We start from the raw sequence: 23270 nt of genomic DNA on the forward strand, positions 1-23270 counted from the left end.
GTAGTACATCGCCGCCTGGTTGATGATCAGGACCTGGATGTCCGAGTACGGCAGCTGCTGGAGCATCAGCACGTACGGCTCGAACGGGTTGCGGTTCGAGGCCAGCAGCACGATCGACGTCAGGGCGATCGCCAGGACGAGCGCGATGACCGGGCCGGCCACCGCGAGGAGCACCCGCTCCTTGTCGAACTTCTTCATCGGTCCTGGTCCTCCCCGGACACACCGTCGGAATCGTGATGCTCCAGGTGGCCGGTGGCGGCACCTGTCATGGCCGAGCCCAGTTCCTCGGGCGTGATGGTGGCCGGGTCGGCGTCCGCGACCAGCTTTCCGTCGTAGATCACCCGCAGGGTGTCCGACAGGCCGATCAGCTCGTCGAGGTCGGCGGAGATCAGCAGCACGGCGAGGCCCTCGCGGCGGGCGTCGCGGATGCGGTCCCAGATCTGCGCCTGGGCGCCGACGTCCACACCGCGGGTGGGGTGGGCGGCGATCAGGAACTTCGGGCTGTGGCTCATCTCGCGGCCGACGATCAGCTTCTGCTGGTTGCCGCCGGAGAGGGAGGCGGCGGTGACGTCGATGCCGGGGGTGCGGACGTCGTACTCCTCGACGATCCGGCGGGTGTCGGCCTGGGCACCCTTGATGTCCAGCCAGAAGCCCCTGGCGTTGGGCTTCTCGGTGACGTGGCCGAGGATGCGGTTCTCCCAGAGCGGCGACTCCAGGAGCAGGCCCTGGCGGTGCCGGTCCTCGGGGATGTAGCCGACGCCGGACTCGCGGCGCTTGCGGGTGGTCCAGCCGGTGATGTCCTCGCCGAGGAACTCGATCGCGCCGGAGTCGGCGTGCCGGGTGCCGATGAGCGCGTCGATCAGCTCGGTCTGGCCGTTGCCCTCGACGCCGGCGATGCCCATGACCTCACCGGCGTGGATGGTGAAGGTGACGTCGTCGAGCACGCGCTTGGCTGCGCCGGGGGTGGTGGCCTCGGTGAGCACGTCGGCGCCCGCGGTGGCGCCGGCCGAGCCGACGGTCGCGGTCTCGGGCTGGGCGCCGACCTCGCCGAGGGACGCGATGCCGCCGCCGGCGTAGACGGTGAGGTTCTTCACCGTGATGACGGCCCGGTCGGTGACCGTGGAGTCGGCGGTCTCCGGGGTGGGCAGCTCGCTGCCGACCATCAGCTCCGCGAGCTGGCGGGGGGTGGTCTCGGAGGGGATCGCGGTGCCGACGGTCGTACCGCGCCGGATGACGGTGATGTCGTCGGCGACGGACAGCACCTCGCCCAGCTTGTGGGAGATGAAGATGACCGAGAGGCCCTCGGACTTCAGCTCGCGCAGGTTGTCGAAGAGCGCGTCGACCTCCTGCGGGACCAGGACGGCGGTGGGCTCGTCGAGGATCAGGGTCTTGGCGCCGCGGTAGAGGACCTTGAGGATCTCCACGCGCTGCCGGTCGGCCACGCCGAGGTCCTCGACCAGGGCGTCCGGGCGGATGCCGAGGCCGTAGCGGTCGGAGATCTCGCGGATCTTCTTCTTGGCGTTGCCGCCGATGCCGTACAGCTTCTCGCTGCCGAGCACCACGTTCTCCAGCACGGTCAGGTTGTCGGCCAGCATGAAGTGCTGGTGGACCATGCCGATGCCGCGCGCGATGGCGTCGGCCGGGGACGAGAAGGTGACCTGCTCGCCGTCGACCGCGATGGTGCCCTCGTCCGGCTTCTGCATGCCGTAGAGGATCTTCATCAGGGTCGACTTGCCGGCGCCGTTCTCCCCGACGAGGGCATGGACGGTGCCCTTGCGGACGGACAGGTGGATGTCGTGGTTGGCTACGACACCCGGGAATCGCTTGGTGATCCCCGCCAGCTCGACCGCGGCTGTCGTCTCTGCGGTGAGCGGAGGGCTGCTGGACGCGTCGATGGCGCACTCTCCTCGGGAAAGGGGCCGCTCTACGCGCGTAGCGCCCCTGCTTTAAATAGTGCCCGGACCTGACCGAGCTTTTTCGACTCTCGATCCGTTCCGAGCATTCTGCCGCGCGAACGGGGGGTGGCTCTGCCGTTGGACCGCGAGGAGTCCGCAAGGAACTCCCCGCCGGGCGCCCGGGATCCCCGACCGGTTCCCCGGGCTCGCACCCGGGATCCTCAGCCGATCACCCGGACTCACGCCCAGGTCCTCGGTCGATCACCCCTGAGCCCGCGCCCAGGTCCTCGGTCGATCACCCAGGCCCGTGCCCGGGATTCTCGGCCGGTGACCCCTGGGTCCGGCGAGGACTCCGGTCGATCCCCCGGGCCGGGGCCCGGGGTTTCGGCGGGATCGCTCAGGTCTACAGCAGAGGCGCGGGAAGTCATCCTCCCCGCACCCCGTTCCGTGGCCGTAACGCTGCCATTACAGCGTTCTTTTGGCCATGCCTACGACATGGTCATGACCGTCGGGTCAGGAGGTCTTGACCACGATGGAGCCGTCCTTGATGCCGGCCTCGGCCTTCTTGAGCGCGGCCTGGAGGGTGGCGTTGTTCTTGAAGGCGGGGTTGGAGTCGGCCAGGCCGACGGCACCGTTGCTCAGGGAGCCGCGGATCTCGCCGGACAGCGGCTTCTTGTCCTTGATGACGGACTTGGCCAGGTCGTAGACCGCACCCTGGACGTTCTTGAGGGCCGAGGTCAGGATGTAGTTCTTGTACTTCGACAGCGCGGCCTGGTTGTACTGGTCGGAGTCGACACCGATCGCCCACACCTTGTGCGCGGCGGCGGCCTTGATGACGCCCTGGCCGGAGAGGCCGGCGGCGGCGTAGACCACGTCGGCGCCGGCGCCGATCTGGCCCTCGGCGGCGGCCTCGCCCTTGTCAGGGCTGGAGAAGCCGCCCTCCTGGGCCGTCTGGGTCAGGTACTGGGCCTTGACCGTGACGTTCTTCTTGGTGTCCTTGACGCCCTGCTCGAAGCCCGCCTCGAACTTGTGGATCAGCGGGACGTCCACGCCGCCGATGAAGCCGACGGTGTTCGACTTGGTGGACAGCGCGGCGGTGACGCCGGCCAGGTACGAGGACTGCTCCTCGTGGAAGACCATGTCCGCGATGTTGCTCGCCTGGTCCTGGTTGTCGTCGATGATGCCGAAGGTGACCTTCGGGAACTTCGCGGCGGCCTCCTTGACGGCGGGCGCGTAGGCGAAGCCGACGCCGATCACCGGGTTGTACCCGGACTTGGCCAGGGTCTCCAGGCGCTGCACCTTGTCCGCGTCCGACTCGCCGTCCTGCGGCTCGATGTCCCGGCCGGTGACGCCGAACTCCTTGTCGGCCTTCTGGAAACCGGCGTACGCGGCGTCGTTGAAGGACTGGTCGCCCTTGCCGCCGACGTCGTACGCGAGACCGACACCCTTGGACGCGCCACCCTTTCCGGTGGACGAGCTGGAAGAGCTGCCGCACGCTGAAACGGTGACGGCGAGGGCTGCGGTTGCAACGCCTGCAACCGCGATACGGGACAACCGGCGCATGGAACGTGACTCCTTTGTGCAAGCGCCCAAACCAGGCGCTGGTTCCGCCGCAGCGTAACGCGCGTAGACCAGACGGAAAACCCCCAATGTCCGGTCCGTTATCTAGCTGTGGCCACAGTCACGGCCCACCGTCACGGACAGCAGTACGCCCCTTGCAGGAGGCAAGGGGCGTACGAGCTGCGGCTTATATAGGGGGCATCACTTCGTGTTGACGGTCACCTTGCCGTCGATGATGTCCTGCTTGGCCTTGTCCACGGCCGCGACGACCTTGGTCAGGGCCTTGTACTTCGGGTTGGTGTCGGCGAAACCGACGCCGCCGGTCTTGAGGGTGCCCTCGACCACGCCGGTCTCCGGCTTGCCGTCGTGGACGGACTTCACGAGGTCGTACACGGCACCGCCGACGTTCTTCAGGGCGGAGCCCAGGATGTAGTCCTTGTACTTGGCGAGCGCGGACTGCTGGTACTGGTCGGAGTCGACGCCGATCGCCCAGATCTTGGCGGTGGCGGCGGCCTCGATCACGCCCTGGCCGGAGAGCCCGGCCGCGTGGTAGATGACGTCGGCGCCGGCGTCGATCTGGCCCTGCGCGGCGGCCTTGCCCTTGTCGGGGCTGGAGAAGCCGCCTTCCTGGGCCGTCTGGGTCAGGTACTGCGACTCGATCTTGATCTTCGGGTTGACCGACTTGGCGCCCTGGTCGAAGCCCGCCTCGAAGGTGTGGATGAGCGGGACGTCGACACCGCCGATGAAGCCGATGTGGTCCTTCTTGGTGGCGGAGGCCGCCGCCACGCCCGCGAGGTACGACGACTGCTCGGCCGCGAAGACCATGTCGACGACGTTCTTCGCCGTGACCTCGTTGTCGTCGATGATGCCGAAGGTGATCTTGGGGTACTTGGCCGCGACTTCCTTGACGGCGGGCGCGTAGGAGTAGCCGACCCCGATGATCGGGTTGTATCCGGCCCTGGCCAGCGTGTCGAGGCGCTGGACCTTGTCGGCGTCGGACTCGCCGTCCTGCGGCTCGATGTCCCGGCCGCTGATGCCGAACTCCTTCTCGGCCTTCTGGAAACCGGCGTAGGCGGCGTCGTTGAAGGACTGGTCGCCCTTGCCGCCGATGTCGTAGGCGAGGCCAATGCCCTTGCCGTTGTACTTGCCGGACGAGCTGGTGGTGGACCCACCGCTGTCCTGGCTGGACTTACCGCATCCGGCGGCCGCGAGGGCGATGACGGCGACGGTCACCGCGGTTTTGGAGAACCTCGTCCTCCGAGAGACAGAACGCACAGCACGTACCCCTTCGTCCCCACGGCACCGTCACCGGCCCGCTGCTCAACCGGCCACCCGCGGTGGCGATTTCGGCGCACAGTAACGCGCGTAGAAGGGAAGGGGAACGGGGTTTCTCCGGGCCGTTATCGAACCGTGCCGACTCCGGGTTACAGGGAGAGGCCGCCGGTTACGGCGGGGTGACACAAGCGGGCGAAGAGGAACCCATCGGGCACCCCTTCGCTCCCGCGCCGAACCGACGACCGGAAGAGTGGCCGGACGGCCGGATGGCCGGATGGCCGGATGGCCGGACCGACGGCCGGACGGGCGGATGGCCGGACGGCGGCCGGACGGGCGGTGGCCAGGCGGCGGCCGGACGGGCGGTGGCCAGGCGAGTGGCAGGACGGGCGGTGGCCAGGCGAGTGGCAGGACCGGGCGGTGGCCAGGCGGCGGCCGGACGGGCGGTGGCCAGGCGAGTGGCAGGACGGGCGGTGGCCAGGCGAGTGGCAGGACCGGGCGGTGGCCAGGCGGCGGCCGGACGGGCGGTGGCCAGGCGGATGACAGGACCGGGCGACCAGACGGGCCGGGCAGGTGGCCAAGTCGACAGCCGGACGGGCAAGTGGCCGGAACGGCGGCCAGGCGGGCATGGCAGCGGGCGCCGGTGCGTCGGCCTCAGGCGCCTGCTTGGGGGCGTCGACGGCGGGCGGACGGGCCGGCCGCGGACGGCCAGGCCGGCGTGGCGGCGGACGGACGGGCGGGTGGCCAGGCCGACGGCCGGACCGGCGACCAGGCGGTCCGAGACCGGCGGTCGGGCGGGCGGCCAGGGAGGCGACCGGACCGGCGCGGCCGGACGGCCGACGACCGACCGGCGGACCGACGGGTGGCCGGACGCCAGGCGACCGGCGGCCAGGCAGGCGACCGGACCGGCCGCCGACCGAGGCCGGGCGGACCGCCCGACCGGGGAGTGGGGGTGCGCCCGTCGGCGGCGGTGGTAAGGGGACCGTTTCTCCCGGCGTTTGATATGACTCGCGTCGGTACGACTACATGGTCGCGTCGATCAGGGCCGCGGCCGTGAACAGCTCCACGCCCACGGTGATGGCCCGCTCGTCGGCGTCGAAGTCGCCCTGGTGCAGATCGCGCACGGTCCGCTCGCCCGGCGTCCGCACCCCGAGCCGCGCCAGCGCGCCCGGCACGTGCTCCAGGTACCAGGAGAAGTCCTCGCCACCGAGGCTCTGCTCGGTCGTCTCGATGGCCTCGGAACCGCGGCGGGCGATCATCGCCTCCCGGAGCAGTTCGGTGATCACCGGGTCGTTGACGACCGGCGGCACCCCGCGCACGTAGTTGATCTCGGACTTGGCCCGGTGCAGCGTGGCGATCTCCTCGACGGCCGCGTACACCACGTCGGGCGCCTGCCGCCACGCCTCGATGTCCAGGCAGCGCACGGTCCCGGAGAGCTCGGCGTGCTGCGGGATGACGTTGGGCGCGTGTCCGCACTCGATCCGCCCCCAGGTCACGGCGAGGCCGCTGCGGGTGTCCACGCGCCGCCCGATGAGCGCCGGCACGTCCACGGCGACCCGGGCGGCGGCGGTGACCAGGTCGGTGGTCAGATGCGGCCGGGCGGTGTGCCCGCCGGGCCCGTCCAGGGCCACCTCGATCCGGTCGCAGGCGCTGGTGATGGCGCCGGTCCTGAGCCCGATCCGCCCGGCGTCCACCCGGGGGTCGCAGTGCACCGCGATGATCCGCCCCACCCCGTCCAGCACCCCGTCCGCGATGGCGTCGGCGGCGCCGCCGGGCAGCACCTCCTCGGCGGGCTGGAAGAGCAGCCGCACGGGCCGCGGCAGCTTGCCCTGGCGGTGCAGGTCGGCGAGGACCAGTCCGGCACCCAGCACCACTGTCGTATGCACGTCATGCCCGCAGGCGTGCGCCCGGTCCGGCACGGTGGACCGGTACGGGGACTCGGTCTTCATGTCCGGGATGGGCAGGGCGTCGATGTCGGCGCGCAGGGCGAGCATCGGCAGCCCGTCCCCGGCCGGCCCGATGTCACAGAGGAGCCCGGTGCCCGACCCGAGGACACGTGGTCGCAGCCCGGCTTTCTCCAGCCGTTCCTTGATCGCGGCCGTGGTGCGGAACTCCTGGTTGCCTAGCTCGGGGTGCATGTGCAGGTCGCGGCGGAAGGCTACGAGTTCGGCGTGCAGTTCCTCGCTGAGCACGCCGGGGAGCACATCCCCGGGGAGGTCGGCCTCGGACTCTAGGGACATCAATTGGTTCACCCTCTGAAGGGTAGGACGCCCGAAGGGTCAACTGACCCGAGATCAACAAAAGTTCAGCCCGTTAGGGGAAGAAACTCTGACCGGGTAGGCATGACCTCGGACGTGGCTGGGTAACACGTATGTTTCCTCTTCCACGCATACCACGTCTGACGACGATCACGCCGCTTCTGTCCACAGATCGAAACGGGACCGGACCGGTACCGCGACTTCGCCACGCGGGCCGCGCCCGCCCGGTAGCGTGCGCGTCCGTGACGGACTCGGACACGACCGACTTCATAGAGACCACCCGTACGTCCTACGACACGATCGCCAAGGACTACGCCGCCGCCCACCCCGGCCTCCCCGACCGACCGGTGGACATGTCCCTGATCGGCGCGTTCGCCGCGCTGGTGAAGGCGAACGGCACCGCGCCGGTGGCCGACCTGGGCAGCGGCCCCGGGGACGTCACCGCCCATGTGAACGGCCTGGGCGTACCGGCCTTCGGTATCGACCTCTCGCCCGCGATGGTCGCCCTGGCCCGCGCGGCCCACCCCGGCGTCCGTTTCCACCTGGGCTCGATGACGTCGCTCGACCTGCCCGACGGGACCCTGGGCGGGATCCTCGCCCTCTACTCGATCATCCACATCCCCGACGCCCACCTCCCGGACACCTTCGCCGGGTTCCACCGCGTCCTGGTCCCCGGCGGCCATGTCCTGCTGGCCTTCCAGAAGGGCGAGCCGCCCGGGCTGCACCTCACCGAGCGCTTCGGCCACCGGATCGACCTCCACTGCCACTGGCGCCCGGCGTACGCGGTGGGCGACATGCTCTCCAAGGCGGGCCTGGACGTGGCGGCGACCCTGATCCGGGAGCCGCTGGAGGGCGAGAAGTGGCCGCGGGCGTTCGTCCTGGCGCGGAAACCGAAGGAGGGGCGCACCGGCCGATGATCCGGCCCGGTCCGGTTACTCGGGGGCATGAGTCATGTGAACCCCGATCCGGAGCCCGGGCGGACCACCGGGCTGGAGCCCGGAGGCGCACAACCCGACCAAGGGCTGGGCCAAGGCCCCCTTGACCCTGATCCTGCTCCTCGTCGCGTTCGTCGCGGCCTTCTTCCTGGTCTACGCGCTGGCGCTGATCCTCTGGGGAGCGAAGAAGCACCTTCAGGCCTGGGTGTGGCGGACGCACTCGGTGACGACGTCCCTCAGACTGTCGGTGCGCTCCAGCAGCCTGCGCTGTTCGTCGGCGCCGTTGCCGTGCCGTAGCAGCCGCTCGACGCCCTCCTGGGCGGCGGCGAGGTCGCCGGTGTCGGCGAGCGCGTCCTTGACGTGCGTCAGCAGGGTGCCGACCACGTCCCGCGCCGGGCGGGGCTGCAGGGTGACGGGGTCGAGCAGTTCCCCGCCGAGCCCGGAGCGGGCGGCCCGCCAGGCGGCGAGCCGGATCAGGCTCACGCCGTGGTCGACCGGTTCCTTCCCGGCCCGCCACTCCCGTGCCGCGGTCTCCACCAGCGCCCGGGCGAGGGTGGCCACGAGGACGGCGGTCTCCGCCCGCAGGCAGACGTCGGAGACCCGGATCTCCACGGTCGGATAGCGCCGGGCCAGCCGGGCGTCGAAGTAGACCATCCCCTCGTCCAGGATGACGCCGGTGGCCACCATGTCCGAGACCAGCCGGTGGTAGTGCTCGGGCGACCGGAACAGTTCGGTCGGCCCGGCGGACGGCCAGCGCATCCACACCCGGCTGCGGTAGCTGGCGTAGCCGGTGTCGCTGCCCTGCCAGAAGGGCGAGTTGGCGCTGAGCGCGACGAGCACCGGCAGCCACGGCCGCAGCCGGTCCAGCACCGCCACCCCCTCCTCGTCGGAGTCCACGGCGACATGCACGTGGCACCCGCACACCAGTTGCTCACGGGTGGAGATGCCGTACTCCTCGGCCATCCACTGGTAGCGCCGGCTGACGCTGACCGACGGGCTGACCGGCAGCGGTGAGGTGGCGAGCGCGGCGACCGTGCTGCCCAGTTCCCCCGCCAGCCGGGCGGCCTCCTTGCGGCACCGGACGAGTTCCTCGCCCAGGTCCGCCATCACGGACTGAGGCTGGGTGGCGAACTCCAGCATCTGGCCGTAGAGCTCCTTCTCGAACACGTCCTGCCCGGGATCGGCCAGCGAGGCCCGCGCCAGCACCGCCGCGGCCAGCGCCCTGGGCTCTCCCGTCTCGGGGTCGACGAGCAGGAGTTCTTCCTCCACACCGACGGTACGCACGCCGCTTCGCCCTCCCGTCCGCGCCGCGACCTACGCGGCAGATTGGTAAACCCCGACTTCCCAGGCCGGCGCCCGGAACACCTGTGGGTGCGCGGGGCGGCGGCCGGGAGCGGGCGGGCGGGTCACAGGCTGCGGGCGGTGATGTCGCCGTAGGAGGTGTTCGCGGTGATGTTCAGGCCGGCGCCGGCGCCGTCGGCGTTCTGGAGGGTGTTGCTGATCCGGCCGTAGGCGGTGGCGGCGTCCAGGGTGGCGGAGACGCCGCGGGCCGCGCCGACGGAGATGGCGCCGTGCCGGGTGTCCAGCGTGACGGTGCCGCGGACGGCCTCGGCGATGCCGATGTCACCTTTCTGGGTGCTGATCTCCGCGGCGCCGCCCAGCCGGCCGACCTCGATGTCACCGGCCTGGAGGGTGAGGCGGGCGCCGCCGGTCTCGTCGAGCTTGACGGTGGCCTGGGCGCCCTCGAAGGTGACGTCGCCGAGCCGTCCCACGCCCCGGAGTTCGGCGAGGGCCGCCTTCGCGTCGACCCGGGAGCCGGTGGGCAGCTGGACGGTCACCTCGACGGCTCCGGAGTTGCCGAGGATCCGGTTCCTCGCGGCCGGGATCACGATCCGCAGGACCCCGTCGCCGTAGGAGACCTCGGTCTGCTCCGCCGCCCTCACGTCGCGGCCCTTGGCGGCGTCCGCGGGCCGGACCTCGACCGTGGTGTCGGCCCGGTCCGCGGCGATGAACCGGATCGCCCCGGCGGGGATGTCCAGGACGACGGAGACGGGGGCGGGGGTGTCGAACTTCTGCATCGTGCGCTCCTTGGACTCGTTGTTTCCGATGCCAGAAACGCTACGTTGCGTTCACCAATTGGGCAACCAGTTCGTTGCATCCGTCTCGCAAATACGCAGCTCAAAGCCTTAATTTCATTGCAATGGAGCTGAATCTAACGCAACAGCAGATCACTCTTCGTTGCAATGAATGAAGAGTGAAAGCTACTCTGCACCCAGCATGCACGCACCACCCCGAAGGAGGCCGCGATGCCGGGAGGCAGACTCACCCAGCAGGAGCGCCAGCAGATCGCGCTGGGGCTGGCCGACGGCCTCGCCTACGCGGAGATCGCCCGTCGGCTCGACCGGCCGACGTCGACCGTCACCCGCGAGGTGATGCGCAACGGCGGCCCCACCTCCTACCGCGCCGACCTCGCCCACCGCGCCACCGAGCACCGCGCCCACCGCCGGCGCCCGGCCGCGACCCGTGACCCGGGCACGGCCCCGGAGCCGCACGGGCGCGACACCGAGGCCGTACGGGGCTACGAGGAGCTGCTGGCCACCGTCTTCATGCAGTCGGGGCTGCCCAGGATGACGGCCCGGGTCCTGGTCTGTCTCTACACCACCGACGCCGGCAGCCTCACCGCGGCGGAACTGGTCCGGCGCCTCCAGGTCAGTCCGGCGACCGTCTCCAAGGCGATCGCCTTCCTGGAGAGCCAGGGCCTGGTCCGCCGGGAGCGCGACGAACGCCGCCGTGAGCGGTACGTCGTCGACGACGACGTCATGTACCAGTCGACGATGGCGAGCGCCCGCGCCACCGCCCACCTCGGGGAGACGGCACGGCAGGGCGTCGCCGTCCTCGGCCCCGGCACCCCGGCCGCCGCCCGTCTGGAGAACATCGCACGGTTCGTGGACTTCGTCTCCGAGAGCATCGCCCGCGCGGCGGAACAGGCCCGCGCGGTGCTCCACACGAAGCCCGGCCCCCCGAACCCGTAGGCCGCCGGCCCCCGCGTGGATGAACGCCTCGGGGCGGTGTGACGTACCTGGTGCTGCGGGCGGCATCGGGTCGCCGGGAGGCGTCGTCGGCGCGAGGTGCTCGGCGACCGGGGGAAGGGCTTCGCCATCTCAGTGGATTCGAGCCGTCCGGCCGGCAGTGCTGTGGACCTGGCCGCCGCGCCGCCCGGACAGGGGTCGACGGAAGGCGTCTCGCCCGTCCGCCGGCAACTGGCGGGCCTGGACGGCCTCCGTGGCCTCGCGGCCCTCTACGTCGTCCTGTTCCACTGCTGGTTGTACACCTTCCCGGGCTACCCCCACAGCTCGGCGCCCCGGTGGCTGGACGGCCTGATGTTCGGGCGTCTCGCCGTCGTCTTCTTCCTGGTTCTCTCCGGGTTCTCCCTGGCGATATCCCCGGCGCGGCACGACTGGCGCTCGGGCGGCGTCGGCCGGTTCCTGCGCCGGCGCGCCTGGCGCATCCTGCCCCCGTACTGGGCGGCGCTGATCCTGAGCCTGCTCGTTTCCTGGTTCGTGGTGCCTGCTTCGCACTTCGGGCCGCCGACCGGCGAGACGGTACTGGTGTACGGCCTCGTCGCCCAGGACGTCGTCACCGCCCCGACGCCGAACGGCGCGTTCTGGTCCATCGGGGTGGAGTCCGAGCTGTATCTCCTCTTCCCCCTCCTCCTGTTCGTCCGTCGGCGGTGGGGTGCGGCGCTGCTGGCCGCGTGCGTGACGATCCCGGTGGTCGCCTACGGGCTGAAGGCGGCCGGCGCGTCCCCCGTCGAGGGCGACAACTGGCTGGCCCCGCATCTCGCGCCCGTGTTCGCGGCCGGGGTGGCGGGCGCGGGGATCATCAGCGCGTCGGACCGGGTCCGGCGTCTGCCGTGGGGATGGCTCGCCGCCCTGGCCGCCCTGCCCGTCCTGGCTGTCGGTGCCGTCCGGGGTTCCGCCTGGACGGTGAACCACTACTTCTGGATCGACCTCGCCGTCGCTCCGGCCATGACGATGCTGCTGGCCGCGGTCGCCACCGGCCAACCGGCTTTTCTGGTGCAGCTGTTGACCGCCCGCCCCGTCCGCGCCCTCGGCGACTTCTCCTACAGCCTCTACCTGATCCACCTGCCGGTCGTCCTGGCCGTGATCCGCCGCGTGGCCCCGCACTACGTGTCCCGCGGACTGCCCACGTTCTGCTTCACGCTCGCGGTGGGACTGCCGCTCGCGACAGCCGGGGCCTGGCTGTTCTCCAAGATCTTCGAAATCCCGTTCAAACAGAACAGGTCCTGGAGGTCGGCCGTCAGCGGACTTACGGGGATCAGCCCGCGGACTTCTTTCCGGCGGGGGTGACGGCGTACCACTCGCCGTTCTTCCCCTGGCCGTTGACCTGTCCGGCCGCCGTGTCGCCGACGTACCGGTAGAGCGGCCAGCCGGCGAGGGTCAGCTGGGTCCTGCCGTTGCGGTGGACCGTGCCGAGCAGACTCTTCTCGACCCCTGAGGTCTGGACGGAGTCCTGGACGATGACGGGGATCCACGTCTTCGTGCACGCACCCGAGCACGTCCACTTCGAGGGACTGGGCTGGTCCTTGTCGTAGCGGTACAGGGCCAGCCCCCTGTCGTCGGTGACCACGATGCCGACGCCGCTCAGCGTCCTGGCCGTCACGGACGTGACGATGTCCGAGGATCCGCTCACAGAGCCGGAGCCGGAAACGGAGGTGGCAGTCGGCGTCGCAGCGGCCGACGTGGCGGGCGCGGGAGCCGAAGCGGCCGGAGCTGCCGGAGCGGCACCGGTCGAGGAGCCGCACGCTCCCAGCAGGAAGGCGGAGGCGAGCCCCGCGACCAGGTTCGGGACGATGCGTCGCGGGATCAAGAGGTCGCCCTTCGTCGGGAGTCGCGTCTGCTTGCTCCCTTAGTACGTCGGCCGCCTCTCCCCCTCTCAGCCCCCGGCGCCCCATGACGCAGTCTTGACCATCACCGCGCTCACTCCCCGGCGAACAGCTCCGCATCGTCTCCGACGTGCACCGCACGCTGAGCCCACACTTCCAACTGCTCCAGATCAGTGCAGGCGCCCACCCGCTCCCGGACCGCATCGCTCACCGCGATGCCACGCCACTCCAGGACACGAAGGACCATCTCGGCACACTGCTCCACACGCCCTTCCTCACGCCCTTCCTCACGCACCTGCTCCGCCAGCGGGTGCCGCCAGAAGTACTGCATCGCGGTCATCAGATCCCTCCACATCTGTTTCGCCTGAGGATCAACCAGGCACGAGTCGACGAACTGTACGAACACCGCGGCGCTGTCGCGGTCGATGGTCTTCAGGGCGGCTGCCAGCGATTCCAGTATGGCCGCGGCATTCCGGCCGCGTCCGTGTGTCATGGCCGAAAGCACCGCAAGAGGTACGTCCCGCTCGGCCTCCCGGGCGTCCGCGATCACCGGCACGTTGTCCGGCCCCAGTACCAGCGGTCGCACGATCAGCGACTCCCACCCGGGGAAGCCGATCTGGATCGGCTGCGACGCCCACTTCGCCGTCGTCCTGCTCTGCGTGGTCGCGATCAGCACCGGGTCGCACCGGTACTTCTCGTAGAGGTACGAGAGGTAGTACGGCCAACTGCCGCGCTTCCTCTCGTCCGGCTTCCCTTGCGATTCGACGACCAGGAGATACGTCCCCGCGTCCGTCTCCGCTCGCAGCAGCGTGTCCACCCGCCGCTCGACCGGCTCGATCTCCGTCAGGTCCACGTTCATCGCCGCGATCTCCCGGGGCTCCCACGAAGCCGCACTTCGCATCAGAGTCGGCGATCGCGCCACTTCACGAGCCCAGCTCACTCAGATCCTGGACCTCTCCGAGGCCGACCACATCACCGTGCGCGTCATCACCTTTGAACTGGAGGGTTTCGGCGGGAGTTGGAGCCCGATGATGCTCGCCGGGGGTGCCGTACCCAAGTTGGACACCGCCGCCCGTGACCATCCCGACGGCACCGGGCTCATCGACTCCGAGGCGCAACTGGGCGTGCTACGAACACTCTTTCGTAGAGTGGAAGCAGCGTCACTCGAACCTGTCCGCTCCCGTGACTTCATGCATCGACTGGCCAAGGAACTGTGAGAACCGTGACCGCTATCGGCACCTGGCGGAAGTCGTCCTACTCCGGCGGCGGCGATGGCAACAACTGCCTGGAGATTGCCACCGACCCCACCCACATATCCATCCGCGACTCCAAGCACCCAACCGCAGGCACCCTCGCCTTTCCGGCCGGGGTCTTCGTCCGCTTCGTCGTTGCGCTGAAAGAGGAGCCGTTCGGAGATCGACGTCGATGAGCCGTTCTGGACCGTCCGGCGGCCCAGGCTCACCTTTCGGTTCACGATGGGTACGGACGAGGAACCCGGGGCGCTGGAGGACGGGGACATGTTCATGGTCCGGGCCGTCGAGGACCTGTACGACGCGTACGGCACGCTCAACGACACCCTGCCCGCAGTGGGAACCGGCGCCCGCCCCGCGTCCGGGGCGGGCGCCTTGCCGAGCTCTACGCCGGGCTCGTCACCGCTGCCAGGCGGTGGACGTCCTTCGCCGTGCCCGTGACCCCGGAGAGGAAGCCCTGGGCTCTGGGCGAGGCGTTCTGGGTCAGCCACGTCGGGTCGATGTCGCAGACGGCGACCCGGACGCCCGTGCCGACCAGCGCCAGGGGCAGGGTGTGCACGACGGTGGAGGGGAAGCTGAGGATCGTACGGCCTATGGGGCCGCGGCGGGCGATGAGCTCCAGAGGGAGGTCCGGGCGGACTATCTCCAGGCCCGTCTCGGCGGCGAGGCGGTGGAGTTTCTCGGTGCTCTCGCGGCGGTGCGCGAAGTAACGGGTCGCGCCGTGGGCCTTGGCCAGGGTCTGGACGGCCTCCAGATAGCGATCGCCGTCGACCACACCGGTCTCCACCAGGGACGTGCCGACCATGTCCGCGCCCTTGGTGATGCGCGGCGGGCCGAAGCGGGCCCGGGTCCAGCCGAAGTCGTTGGCGGTGACCGTCACGCCCTGCGGGGTGTCCGTCATCGGCATGGAGGAGAAGACCTCGACGCGGCGGCGGTCACTGGGGGTGAGGCGGCGCCGCGCGGAGGAGGAGACCGGCGCGAAGAGCAGGTCCCGGGCGCCGGGTCTGCCGCCCTTGCGGTGCCAGCGGACCAGACGTTCGCCGCGGGCGAGCTGGGCGACGAACTCCATCGTCGCGGTGCCGTCGTCGACGACGACCAGGTCATCGGCACGGGTGATCGTCAGCAGCAGCTGTACGTAGCGGGAGAACGGGTCTCCCATGACGATGCGGTCGGCCCGGCGGAGCGAGCCCGCCAGGCCGCCGATCGTCTGGAAGGGGGCGGTGGTGCCACCACGCGCCTCCTCCCAGCGGACGCGGTACCCCTCGTCGCGGGCCAGGTCCGCCATGCGGCGCAGCTGGCCCCGGGTCATGGGGTCCGTCGGCGACAGGACGACGATCGTGAGTTCCGCGCCGGGCGCAGGTATGCCGGATGCCGAGCGCCGTACCTGGTTGGGCACGGCCGGCACCGGCTCCGCCGCTCCGCGCAGGGCGTGGACGTGCGCCCACTCCAGCACGTTCAGCAGCTGCACCGGACTCTCGACGAACGCGAGGGTGTGGGGGCCGGGCTTCCCGGCGCGGGGGCTCATCGACGTACGACCGTCCCGTCGTCGTAACACATCAATCAGACTCAGACCTGGACCGGCTCGCCTGCGGCCGCGGCGATCTCCGCCTCGGCGACGACACCGTTGACGCGGCGCAGCTTCTTCATCGGGCCGAGCTCGGAGTCGTAGACCTTCTTGACGCCGTCACCGAGGGACTCGGAGATGATGCGGATGTCGCGGACCAGGCGCGTGAGGCCCTGCGGCTCCACGGAGGCGGCCTGGTCGGAGCCCCACATGGCACGGTCCAGGGTGATGTGGCGCTCGACGAAGGTGGCGCCGAGGGCGACGGCGGCGAGGGTGGTCTGCAGGCCGGTCTCGTGGCCGGAGTAGCCGATCGGGACGTTCGGGTACTCCTTCTCCAGCGTGTTGATGACGCGGAGGTTCAGCTCCTCGGCCTTGGCCGGGTAGGTCGAGGTGGCGTGGCACATGAGGATGTTCTCGCTGCCCAGGACCTCGACCGCGTGGCGGATCTGCTTCGGGGTGGACATGCCGGTGGAGAGGATCACGGCGCGGCCGGTGGCGCGCAGCGCCTTCAGCAGCTCGTCGTCCGTGAGGGAGGCGGAGGCGACCTTGTGGGCGGGGACGTCGAACTTCTCCAGGAAGGCGACGGCCTCGGTGTCCCACGGGGAGGCGAACCAGTCGATGCCCTTGGTCTTGCAGTAGTCGTCGATCTGGCGGTACTCGTCCTCACCGAACTCCACGCGGTGGCGGTAGTCGATGTAGGTCATGCGACCCCAGGGGGTGTCGCGCTCGATGTCCCACTGGTCGCGCGGGGTGCAGATCTCCGGGGTGCGCTTCTGGAACTTGACGGCGTCACAGCCGGCCTCGGCGGCGACGTCGATCAGCTTGAAGGCGTTCTCCAGCTCACCGTTGTGGTTGATGCCGATCTCGCCGCAGATGTAGACGGGCTTGCCGGGGCCGACCTCGCGGGAACCGAACTGGCGCAGACGGGAGTTGCTCATGACGGTGGGGTGTCCTTACTTCGGGAGGGAATCGAGAGAGGGGCCGAGGATCCAGCTGGCGATCTCTCGGATCGCGCCGTCACCGCCGGGCAGGCTGGTGACCGCGCGTGCGGCGCCGCGTACGACGTCGTGGGCGCTCGCGACCGCCACGGGCCAGCCGGCTACGGCGAAGCACGGGAGGTCATTGACGTCGTTTCCGACGTAGAGCACGCGCTCGGGAGCGATGCCCTGCTCCTCGCACCACTGCTTGAGGGCGAGGTCCTTGCGGTCGATGCCGTGCAGGACCGGGATCTGGAGTTTCCGGGCCCGGGCGGCGACGACCGGGTTCTGCTCCGTGGAGAGGACCAGCATCTTCAGCCCGCTCCTGCGCAGGGCGGCGATGCCGAGTCCGTCGCCGCGGTGCACGGAGACGAACTCCTTTCCATCGGCGTCGATCAGCACCCGGTCGTCGGTCTGGGTGCCGTCGAAGTCCAGTACGACCGCGTCGATGTCGTCGGCGGTCGGCAGCGCGCCGGGGCGGTCCGCGTCGAAGAGCGGGGCCAGGGCGCGGGCGCGCGCGAGCTCGTGCGGGTCGTCGATCTCCAGGACGCGCGCGGGGTCGGTCCGCACCAGTTCGGTGTGGCCGAAGAAGCGGTGCTGGTGCTCGCGGAAGCCGTCGGCGCGCATCGCGTAGGCGGCGCCGGTCTCCAGGAAGTCCTGGGGGCGGTCCTGGCGGCGCGGGCGGAACGACTTGTCGTGGTTGACGCCGAAGCCACCGCTGGCGGCGGCCTCGCCGGCGCCCGCCGACACCGGGGCGTGCACCTCGTCGCGCCAGACGAAGCCGTGGAAGGGGGCGACGGTCAGGGCGGTGTCGGCGCCGTTCTCGACGACCGCGCCGGCCACCCCGTCGATGTCCTCACGGACGATGAAGGGGCTGGTGCACTGCACGAGGAGGACGACGTCGACCGGGGCGCCGTGCAACGCCTCGTGGGCGTCCATGGCGTGCAGGACGGCGGCCTCGGAGGTGGCGGTGTCACCGGCGATGGCGGCGGGCCGCAGCACCACCTCGGCGCCGGCCGAGCGGGCCGCGGCGGCGATGGCCTGGTCGTCGGTGGAGACGACCACGTCGGTCACCAGCCGGGAGGCGACGCACTCGCGGACCGCGCGGGCGACCAGCGGGATGCCGCCGACCGGGGCGAGGTTCTTCGCGGGCACGCCCTTGGAGCCGCCCCGGGCGGGGATCACGGCGAGGACGCGGGGCAGGTTCGCCCCTTCGAGGTGGGGCATCGGCTCTGTTCCTTCAGGTCCGGCAGGCGCCGGCGACGCCTGGTGCGGGATCCGGTCGCTCACAGCTCTCCCATTCGTCGGATCACGGGGGCCACCCGCTGGACGCCGTGGCGGTAGGCGCCGCGTGCGGCCCGGCGCACGATCTGACGGACGGGTCCCGGGGCCTTGTCGGCGGCGGGCGCGCCGGGCAGCGGGACACCGTCGGGGCCGAGGTGGTGGCGGGCCAGGATGCCGGGCAGGTAGCCGGGCGCGGTCTCGGGTGTGTAGTACGGGTTCAGGGGCGGCAGCCCGCCGGGCCGGGCGAGCAGCTTCGCGATGCGCTCGCGGCCCGCGTCGAAGGCGGTGGCGTACGACCCGTCGGCGGCGACGCCCTGCCGGGCGACCCACTCGGCGTCGGCCACCGGGCGGTGTCCGGCGTCGAGCTGGTCCCAGGAGGCGAGGCAGCCGGAGCCGACGAAGTGGTGGTTGCCGAGCGTCTCGCGGATGCCTAGGTCGGTGAGGACCACGGTGGGGATCCGCCGGTGCAGGGACTCCAGGGCGGCCGTCGAGCTGATGGTGACCAGGAGGTCGGTGTGGTCGAGCACCTCGCCCATGTGCCCGTAGACCAGCCGGAAGTTGGCGGGCACGTCCTTGCCCTGGACCAGCTTCTGGTACGGCAGTTCCTCGATGTGGGTGGTGTGCTCGCCGGGCTTGGAGCGCAGCTTGAGCAGCACCTCGCGCTCGGGGTGCCTGCGGGCGTGCTGGACCAGCCGGTCGAGCAGGTAGGCGCGGTCCTTGCGGCTGTCCGGGACGGACGGCTGGGCGGCGAACACCACCGTGTATGGCTTGTGTTCACCTTCGTAGGGCGCTCCGCCGAGGAACGGCAGCGCGACCTCGGTCACCGCGCCGGAGTCGGCGCCCACCCCGTCGTACACCGCCCGGAAACGCTCGGCGTCCTGGCGGGAGTTGGCGAGGACCAGGTCCGCGCCGTGGCGCAGCAGCAGGCCGTCGGCGAGCTTCTCGTAGACGACTCCGACATAGCCGGTGACGACGACGGGGCGCTGCTCCCGGCCGGCCCAGGCGGCACGCAGCCCGTGCAGCATGGCCTGCACCCCGCCGCCGACGAGGGAGAGGACGAGGATGTCGTACGACTGCTGCTCCATCTCTCTCAGGAACTCGACGGACGTCACCTCGCGGAGCGAGTCCGCGTGGACGCCGACCTCCTGGAGCTGGCGGGCGGTGGGGGTGGCACGGCCGCGCAGGAGATAGCCGTCGAGCCGGACGTCCGAGTCGTCGTCTTCGCCCGGGGCGAGGCGCTTCGCGGTGAGCGCGCCCCACTTCCACCGGGTGTCGGAATCCGCCAGGACGGCCACCCGCAGGGACTTCGTTGCACTTACTGGCACACCGAAGACGCTAGGAAGCCATTCCGAGGATCTCCCGAACCTGAATGCAACAAAGGGTTAACAACACGTCGCCGAATGGCGAATCGGCCCGGGATCGGCCGCCGAAAAGCCCCGGTTCACGACCTCGCCACATGTCGTTCACCTGGTATCAAGGCGGCGGTCAAGACGCACGCCGGGCACTCATCTAACGTCCCTCACGTGGTCAAGCTCTCCGTCATCGTGCCGTTCTACAACGTGCAGCAATACGCGCCCGACACCCTGAGGAGTCTGCGCGCGAACGCGCGTGAGGACTTCGAATTCATTCTCGTCGACGACTGCTCGACCGACGGGACTCCAGAGATTCTCGCGCGAGCAGAGCGCGAGCTGCCCGGCGCGGTCCATGTCAGACACGAACAGAACGGAGGTCTGGCCACCGCGCGCAACACCGGCATCGACAGGGCACGCGGCGAGTACGTGACCTTCCTGGACGGGGACGACTGGCTCGCACCGGGCTACTACCCGGACCTGGTGGCCGCCATCGAGTCGCTGGGCTGCGACTTCGTCCGCACCGACCATGTGCAGTGCACCGCGCGGGCCCGGCTCGTGACCCGGGTGCCGGTCGGCCGGCGCAACGTCGTGATGAACCCGCGGGACGCGATCCTGCCCGCCGACCGGTCCACCTCCGTCGACTACGCGTACGCGTGGGCGGGTGTCTACCACCGCCGTCTGGTGGACAAGGGGCTCGTGCATTTCACGGACGGACTGCGCACGGCCGAGGACCGGCCGTGGATCTGGAAGCTGCACCGGGAAGCCGATTCCTTCGCCGCGGTGAACCTGCTCGGCGTCTTCTACCGGCGTGGCGTAGCCTCTTCACTCACACAGATCGGCGACGTCCGTCAGCTCGATTTCATTCGCGCGTTCGACCAGGTGATCGAGGAAACCGCACAGGACGCCGACGCGAAGGAACTCCTGCCGAAGGCCGTCCGTACGTATTGCGCCATCATTTCCCATCACCTGGGATCCATCGAAAGGTTCGAGCCCGCGGTGGCGAAGAAGCTGAAATCCATGAGCGCCGCCGCACTGCGGCGCATGCCGCAGGACGTGCTGGACGAGGCCCTGGACTCCATGGACCTCCAGCGGGCCGGCAAGCTGCGCCGGCTGCGCCGCCGTCCCGCCCCCGCGGGAGCCGCCGCGTGACCACCCAGATCTTCCAGGCGTCCACCCTCTACGGCACCGCCACCCTCGCGGCCGCCCTGGACTCCGGCGCCTTCCGCCCGGCCGACCGGCGCATCCTGCTGGTCTGCAACAACGCGGCGACCCCCGAGATCACCCCGGGCCTGGAGGAGGCGCCCGGCTTCGAGCGGCTGCGCGACCGTTTCGACGAGGTGATCTCGTACAACGAGACGATCTTCCCGTTCCACCCGGGCGGCTGGGCCCCACGGGTGGACGACATGCCCCTGTGGGAACGCTTCCTGCGGCACGAGTGGCGGCTCGGCGACGACGACGTGGAGTTCGCCGTCGAGTCGATCCAGGTGAACCCCTCGCTCAGCCTCACCCAGATCTTCACCGGCGCCCCGGTCACGGTCTACGCCGACGGCCTGATGAGCTACGGCCCGACCCGCAACAAGATCGACCCGCTGGTCGGCACCCGTGTGGACCGGGTCCTGCACCTGGACCTGGTGCCGGGCCTCAAGCCGCTGCTGCTCACCGAGTTCGGCGTCGAGGGCGAGGTCGTGCCGACCGCGGCCTTCACCAAGGTGCTGGCCGAACTCGCCCCCAGCGGCGACGACCTGCCCGAGATCGACGAACCGGCCCTGCTGCTCGGCCAGTACCTCTCCGCGCTCGAGATCCTCACCCCCGAGCAGGAGGAGAACCTGCATGTGCGGATGTTGCGGGGCGCGGTGCAACTCGGCCACACCAAGGTGGTGTTCAAGCCGCACCCCTCCGCCCCGGCCCGGTTCGCCCGGACCCTGGAGCAGGAGGCCGAGAAACTCAAGGTGGAGCTCACGGTCCTGGACACCACGGTCCTCGCCGAGGTGCTCTACCAGAAGATGCGTCCCGCTCTGGTCGTCGGCTGCTTCTCCACCGCACTGCTCACCGCCTCCGCGCTGTACGGCCTGCCGACCGCCCGGATCGGCACCGACACGCTCCTCGACAAGCTCGTCCCCTACGAGAACAGCAACCGGGTCCCGGTCACCGTCGTCGACGCGCTGGTGCCCGACCTCACCGACCGCAAGGCGGTGGAGGAGCAGCGTCCCGGCATGTCCGTCGAGGCGCTCGGTGCGCTGATCCGCGCGGTGGGCTTCGCCATGCAGCCGAAGATCTACCCGCAGCTGCGCGTCGAGACCGAGCGCTATCTGAGCAGGCATCTGAACGAACGCACCATCCGTTACTTCAAGCGCAGGCGCCTGACCTCGCTCGCGCTGCCCGGCGGGGTGCCCTCGCAGCTGGCGTTCATCCCGCGCAACGCGACCGTGCGCCGGGTTGCCCGCAAGGCGCGCAGCCTGCGACGGGGGGTGCGTCGCTGAGCGCTGCCGAACCGCCTCCCCAAGGGGCGGGTCCCGGTCAACGGGACCCGCCCCTTGCGCGTACCCGCGCCCGCTTCTGAGCCTGCCGAGCAAAGGTTGTGTAACAGCTGTGCGCGGCGAGATGCCCCGTACCGGGAGGATGGATGGAGAGCCCAGGAAGTAAAAACGACCGTATGGTTAATGGGCTGCGACAGACAAAGGAATGACCATAGGCTTTAATGCCGTTTTCCTACCATTCGCCCAGGTGCCGGTAGCGGGCTTCCCACTCCCCGGCGATGCCCGAGCAGCTCGGATGATTAACCGCCAAGCACCTGGTATGCATTTCGGACCATGTCTCTCGCGCCCCCCACCACACCGCCCTCGCCTGCGAAGATCGACGTCGTCCCGGCCCCGCCCCGGCGGCCGCGCCCCCGACTCCTCGCCCTCGACGGACTGCGGTTGCTGGCCGCCCTGATGGTCTGCCTCTACCACTACACCGGGCGCGGCGGAGTCGTCTCCGCGTCCTGGCACCAGAACCCCGCCCACCTCTTCCCCACCCTGTCCAAGGCGGCCGTCTACGGCAACCTGGGTGTCGAGTTCTTCTTCGTCATCAGCGGCTTCGTGATCTGCATGAGCAGCTGGGGCCGCTCGCTGGGCGACTTCTTCCGCTCCCGGGTCGCCCGCCTCTACCCCGCCTACTGGGTGGCCCTGCTGCTGGTCACCGGCGCGTCCCTGGTGCTGCCCGCCGTCGTCCACGCGGTCCGGCTCGACGAGTTCCTGGTCAACCTGACGATGCTGCAGCAGCCGATGGGCGTGCCCCGCGTCCTCGGCGTCTGCTGGACCCTCTGGGTCGAGGTCCGCTTCTACGCGCTGTTCGCCCTGACCGTCGTCCTGCCGGGCGTCACCTACCGCAGGGTGGTGCTGTTCTGCTCGGTGTGGACGCTGGCCACCGTGCTCTCCACCGCGGCCGGCGGCCCCTGGACCGAGCTGGTCGTGATGCCCCAGTACGCCCCGTACTTCATCGGCGGCCTGGCCCTCTACCTGGTCCATCGCTTCGGCAACCACGCCCTGCCCTGGGGCATCGTGGCGCTCTCCTGGATCCTCGGACTGCGCATGGCCACCGAGGGGGCCTGGCACCACGGCTCGCCCCGTGACCCGTACGTCGTGATGCTGGTCGTCACCCTGGCGTACATGGCGGTGGCGGCGGTGGCCGCGGGCTGGACACGGTGGGCGGCCTGGCCGTGGCTGACCACGGCCGGGGCGCTGACGTACCCCTTCTACCTGATCCACGAACACCTCGGATGGTTCGCGATCCGGGTCCTGCACCGGGGCTGGGGGCTACCGCCGTGGCCGACGCTGGCGGTGACGGTGCTGAGCATGCTCGGGCTGGCCTGGCTGATCCACCGGTTCGTGGAGACCCCGTTCGGCCCCCGCCTGAAGCGAGCGCTGAAGTCCGCCCCGCACACGACCGGGTAGGCCGGTTTCAGGACGGCGGCCACCGCTGAGAGGCCAAGAGCCCGGTCCCCGGTGACGCAGTCACCTCGGGGCCGGGCTCTGC

18 protein-coding genes and 4 pseudogenes are annotated in these 23270 nt (G+C 70.4%); 9 read left to right on the forward strand and 13 right to left on the reverse strand.

Going from position 1 to position 23270, the window contains the following annotated elements:
* The 5 genes and pseudogenes from ABZ646_RS14550 to ABZ646_RS14570 all read right to left on the reverse strand — a co-directional run.
* Positions 1-198 (reverse strand): annotated as a pseudogene (locus ABZ646_RS14550) (ABC transporter permease); the annotation flags it as partial.
* Positions 195-1895, reverse strand: a complete 1701-nt coding sequence (locus tag ABZ646_RS14555; protein WP_360517816.1) for an ABC transporter ATP-binding protein — start codon at positions 1893-1895, stop codon at positions 195-197. The gene ABZ646_RS14555 and the pseudogene ABZ646_RS14550, both read right to left, overlap by 4 nt.
* A 513-nt stretch (positions 1896-2408) precedes the next feature.
* The gene (locus tag ABZ646_RS14560) at positions 2409-3458 is read right to left on the reverse strand and encodes a BMP family ABC transporter substrate-binding protein (RefSeq protein WP_360517768.1); all 1050 of its coding nucleotides are present in this window, start codon (positions 3456-3458) and stop codon (positions 2409-2411) included.
* Between the two features lie 198 nt (positions 3459-3656).
* Positions 3657-4688, reverse strand: coding sequence for a BMP family ABC transporter substrate-binding protein (locus ABZ646_RS14565; RefSeq protein ID WP_360517771.1), 1032 nt, complete (start codon positions 4686-4688; stop codon positions 3657-3659).
* A 1061-nt stretch (positions 4689-5749) separates the two neighbouring features.
* Positions 5750-6967 carry a M20 family metallopeptidase gene (locus tag ABZ646_RS14570; protein WP_360517774.1) on the reverse strand — a complete coding sequence of 406 codons (1218 nt, stop codon included), beginning with the start codon at positions 6965-6967 and terminating at the stop codon, positions 5750-5752.
* 260 nt (positions 6968-7227) lie between these two features.
* Here ABZ646_RS14570 and ABZ646_RS14575 point away from each other — a divergent pair, with 260 nt between their 5' ends.
* Both ABZ646_RS14575 and ABZ646_RS14580 read left to right on the forward strand, forming a co-directional pair.
* Positions 7228-7902: a class I SAM-dependent methyltransferase gene (locus ABZ646_RS14575; protein ID WP_360517777.1), complete on the forward strand. Its 675-nt coding sequence runs from the start codon at positions 7228-7230 to the stop codon at positions 7900-7902.
* A gap of 27 nt (positions 7903-7929) precedes the next feature.
* Positions 7930-8095 (forward strand): annotated as a pseudogene (locus tag ABZ646_RS14580) (DUF6480 family protein); the annotation flags it as partial.
* 20 nt (positions 8096-8115) lie between these two features.
* On the opposite strand, the gene ABZ646_RS14585 reads toward ABZ646_RS14580, so the two are convergent.
* Together ABZ646_RS14585 and ABZ646_RS14590 are read right to left on the reverse strand one after the other, a co-directional pair.
* Complete coding sequence (locus ABZ646_RS14585; RefSeq protein ID WP_360517780.1) at positions 8116-9204, reverse strand: glutamate--cysteine ligase; 1089 nt, start codon at positions 9202-9204, stop codon at positions 8116-8118.
* A gap of 122 nt (positions 9205-9326) precedes the next feature.
* Positions 9327-9998: a DUF4097 family beta strand repeat-containing protein gene (locus ABZ646_RS14590; protein ID WP_360517783.1), complete on the reverse strand. Its 672-nt coding sequence runs from the start codon at positions 9996-9998 to the stop codon at positions 9327-9329.
* Positions 9999-10226: 228 nt separating this feature from the next.
* Here ABZ646_RS14590 and ABZ646_RS14595 point away from each other — a divergent pair, with 228 nt between their 5' ends.
* Together ABZ646_RS14595 and ABZ646_RS14600 are read left to right on the forward strand one after the other, a co-directional pair.
* On the forward strand, positions 10227-10952 hold the full coding sequence (locus ABZ646_RS14595) for a helix-turn-helix domain-containing protein (protein ID WP_360517786.1): 726 nt from the start codon (positions 10227-10229) through the stop codon (positions 10950-10952).
* A 132-nt stretch (positions 10953-11084) separates the two neighbouring features.
* A complete protein-coding gene (locus ABZ646_RS14600; protein WP_360517789.1) occupies positions 11085-12290 on the forward strand; it encodes an acyltransferase in 1206 nt (401 codons plus the stop codon).
* Here ABZ646_RS14600 and ABZ646_RS14605 read toward each other — a convergent pair.
* The gene (locus ABZ646_RS14605) at positions 12259-12603 is read right to left on the reverse strand and encodes a hypothetical protein (protein WP_360517792.1); all 345 of its coding nucleotides are present in this window, start codon (positions 12601-12603) and stop codon (positions 12259-12261) included. The two genes, ABZ646_RS14600 and ABZ646_RS14605, sit on opposite strands and share 32 nt — an antisense overlap.
* A gap of 317 nt (positions 12604-12920) precedes the next feature.
* Positions 12921-13706, reverse strand: a pseudogene (locus ABZ646_RS14610) (hypothetical protein); the annotation flags it as partial.
* Between the two features lies 1 nt (position 13707).
* On the opposite strand from ABZ646_RS14610, the pseudogene ABZ646_RS14615 reads away from it, so the two are divergent.
* A pseudogene (locus ABZ646_RS14615) lies at positions 13708-14043 on the forward strand (Scr1 family TA system antitoxin-like transcriptional regulator); the annotation flags it as partial.
* A 5-nt stretch (positions 14044-14048) separates the two neighbouring features.
* Positions 14049-14255, forward strand: a complete 207-nt coding sequence (locus tag ABZ646_RS14620) for a DUF397 domain-containing protein (RefSeq protein ID WP_360517795.1) — start codon at positions 14049-14051, stop codon at positions 14253-14255.
* A gap of 206 nt (positions 14256-14461) precedes the next feature.
* Here the strand turns inward: ABZ646_RS14620 and ABZ646_RS14625 are convergent, their stop codons facing one another.
* The 4 genes from ABZ646_RS14625 to ABZ646_RS14640 are packed head-to-tail and all read right to left on the reverse strand — an operon-like array spanning position 14462 to position 19226.
* Complete coding sequence (locus tag ABZ646_RS14625) at positions 14462-15601, reverse strand: hypothetical protein (protein ID WP_360517798.1); 1140 nt, start codon at positions 15599-15601, stop codon at positions 14462-14464.
* Positions 15602-15642: 41 nt separating this feature from the next.
* Positions 15643-16578 carry an N-acetylneuraminate synthase family protein gene (locus tag ABZ646_RS14630; RefSeq protein ID WP_360244712.1) on the reverse strand — a complete coding sequence of 312 codons (936 nt, stop codon included), beginning with the start codon at positions 16576-16578 and terminating at the stop codon, positions 15643-15645.
* 15 nt (positions 16579-16593) lie between these two features.
* Positions 16594-17844, reverse strand: coding sequence for an acylneuraminate cytidylyltransferase (locus tag ABZ646_RS14635; protein ID WP_360517801.1), 1251 nt, complete (start codon positions 17842-17844; stop codon positions 16594-16596).
* Positions 17845-17903: 59 nt separating this feature from the next.
* Complete coding sequence (locus ABZ646_RS14640; protein ID WP_360517804.1) at positions 17904-19226, reverse strand: DUF6716 putative glycosyltransferase; 1323 nt, start codon at positions 19224-19226, stop codon at positions 17904-17906.
* A gap of 198 nt (positions 19227-19424) precedes the next feature.
* Here ABZ646_RS14640 and ABZ646_RS14645 point away from each other — a divergent pair, with 198 nt between their 5' ends.
* The 3 genes from ABZ646_RS14645 (at position 19425) to ABZ646_RS14655 (ending at position 23188) form a co-directional block, all read left to right on the forward strand.
* Positions 19425-20402 (forward strand): glycosyltransferase family 2 protein, encoded by a 978-nt coding sequence (locus ABZ646_RS14645; protein ID WP_360517807.1) that lies wholly within the window; start codon positions 19425-19427, stop codon positions 20400-20402.
* On the forward strand, positions 20399-21733 hold the full coding sequence (locus tag ABZ646_RS14650) for an alpha-2,8-polysialyltransferase family protein (RefSeq protein WP_360517810.1): 1335 nt from the start codon (positions 20399-20401) through the stop codon (positions 21731-21733). The genes ABZ646_RS14645 and ABZ646_RS14650 overlap by 4 nt, the downstream gene beginning before the upstream one ends.
* Before the next feature lie 330 nt (positions 21734-22063).
* Positions 22064-23188: an acyltransferase gene (locus ABZ646_RS14655; RefSeq protein ID WP_360517813.1), complete on the forward strand. Its 1125-nt coding sequence runs from the start codon at positions 22064-22066 to the stop codon at positions 23186-23188.
* Positions 23189-23270 lie beyond the last annotated feature (82 nt).

Source organism: Streptomyces sp. NPDC007162, from assembly GCF_040634175.1.
Taxonomy (GTDB): Bacteria; Actinomycetota; Actinomycetes; order Streptomycetales; family Streptomycetaceae; genus Streptomyces.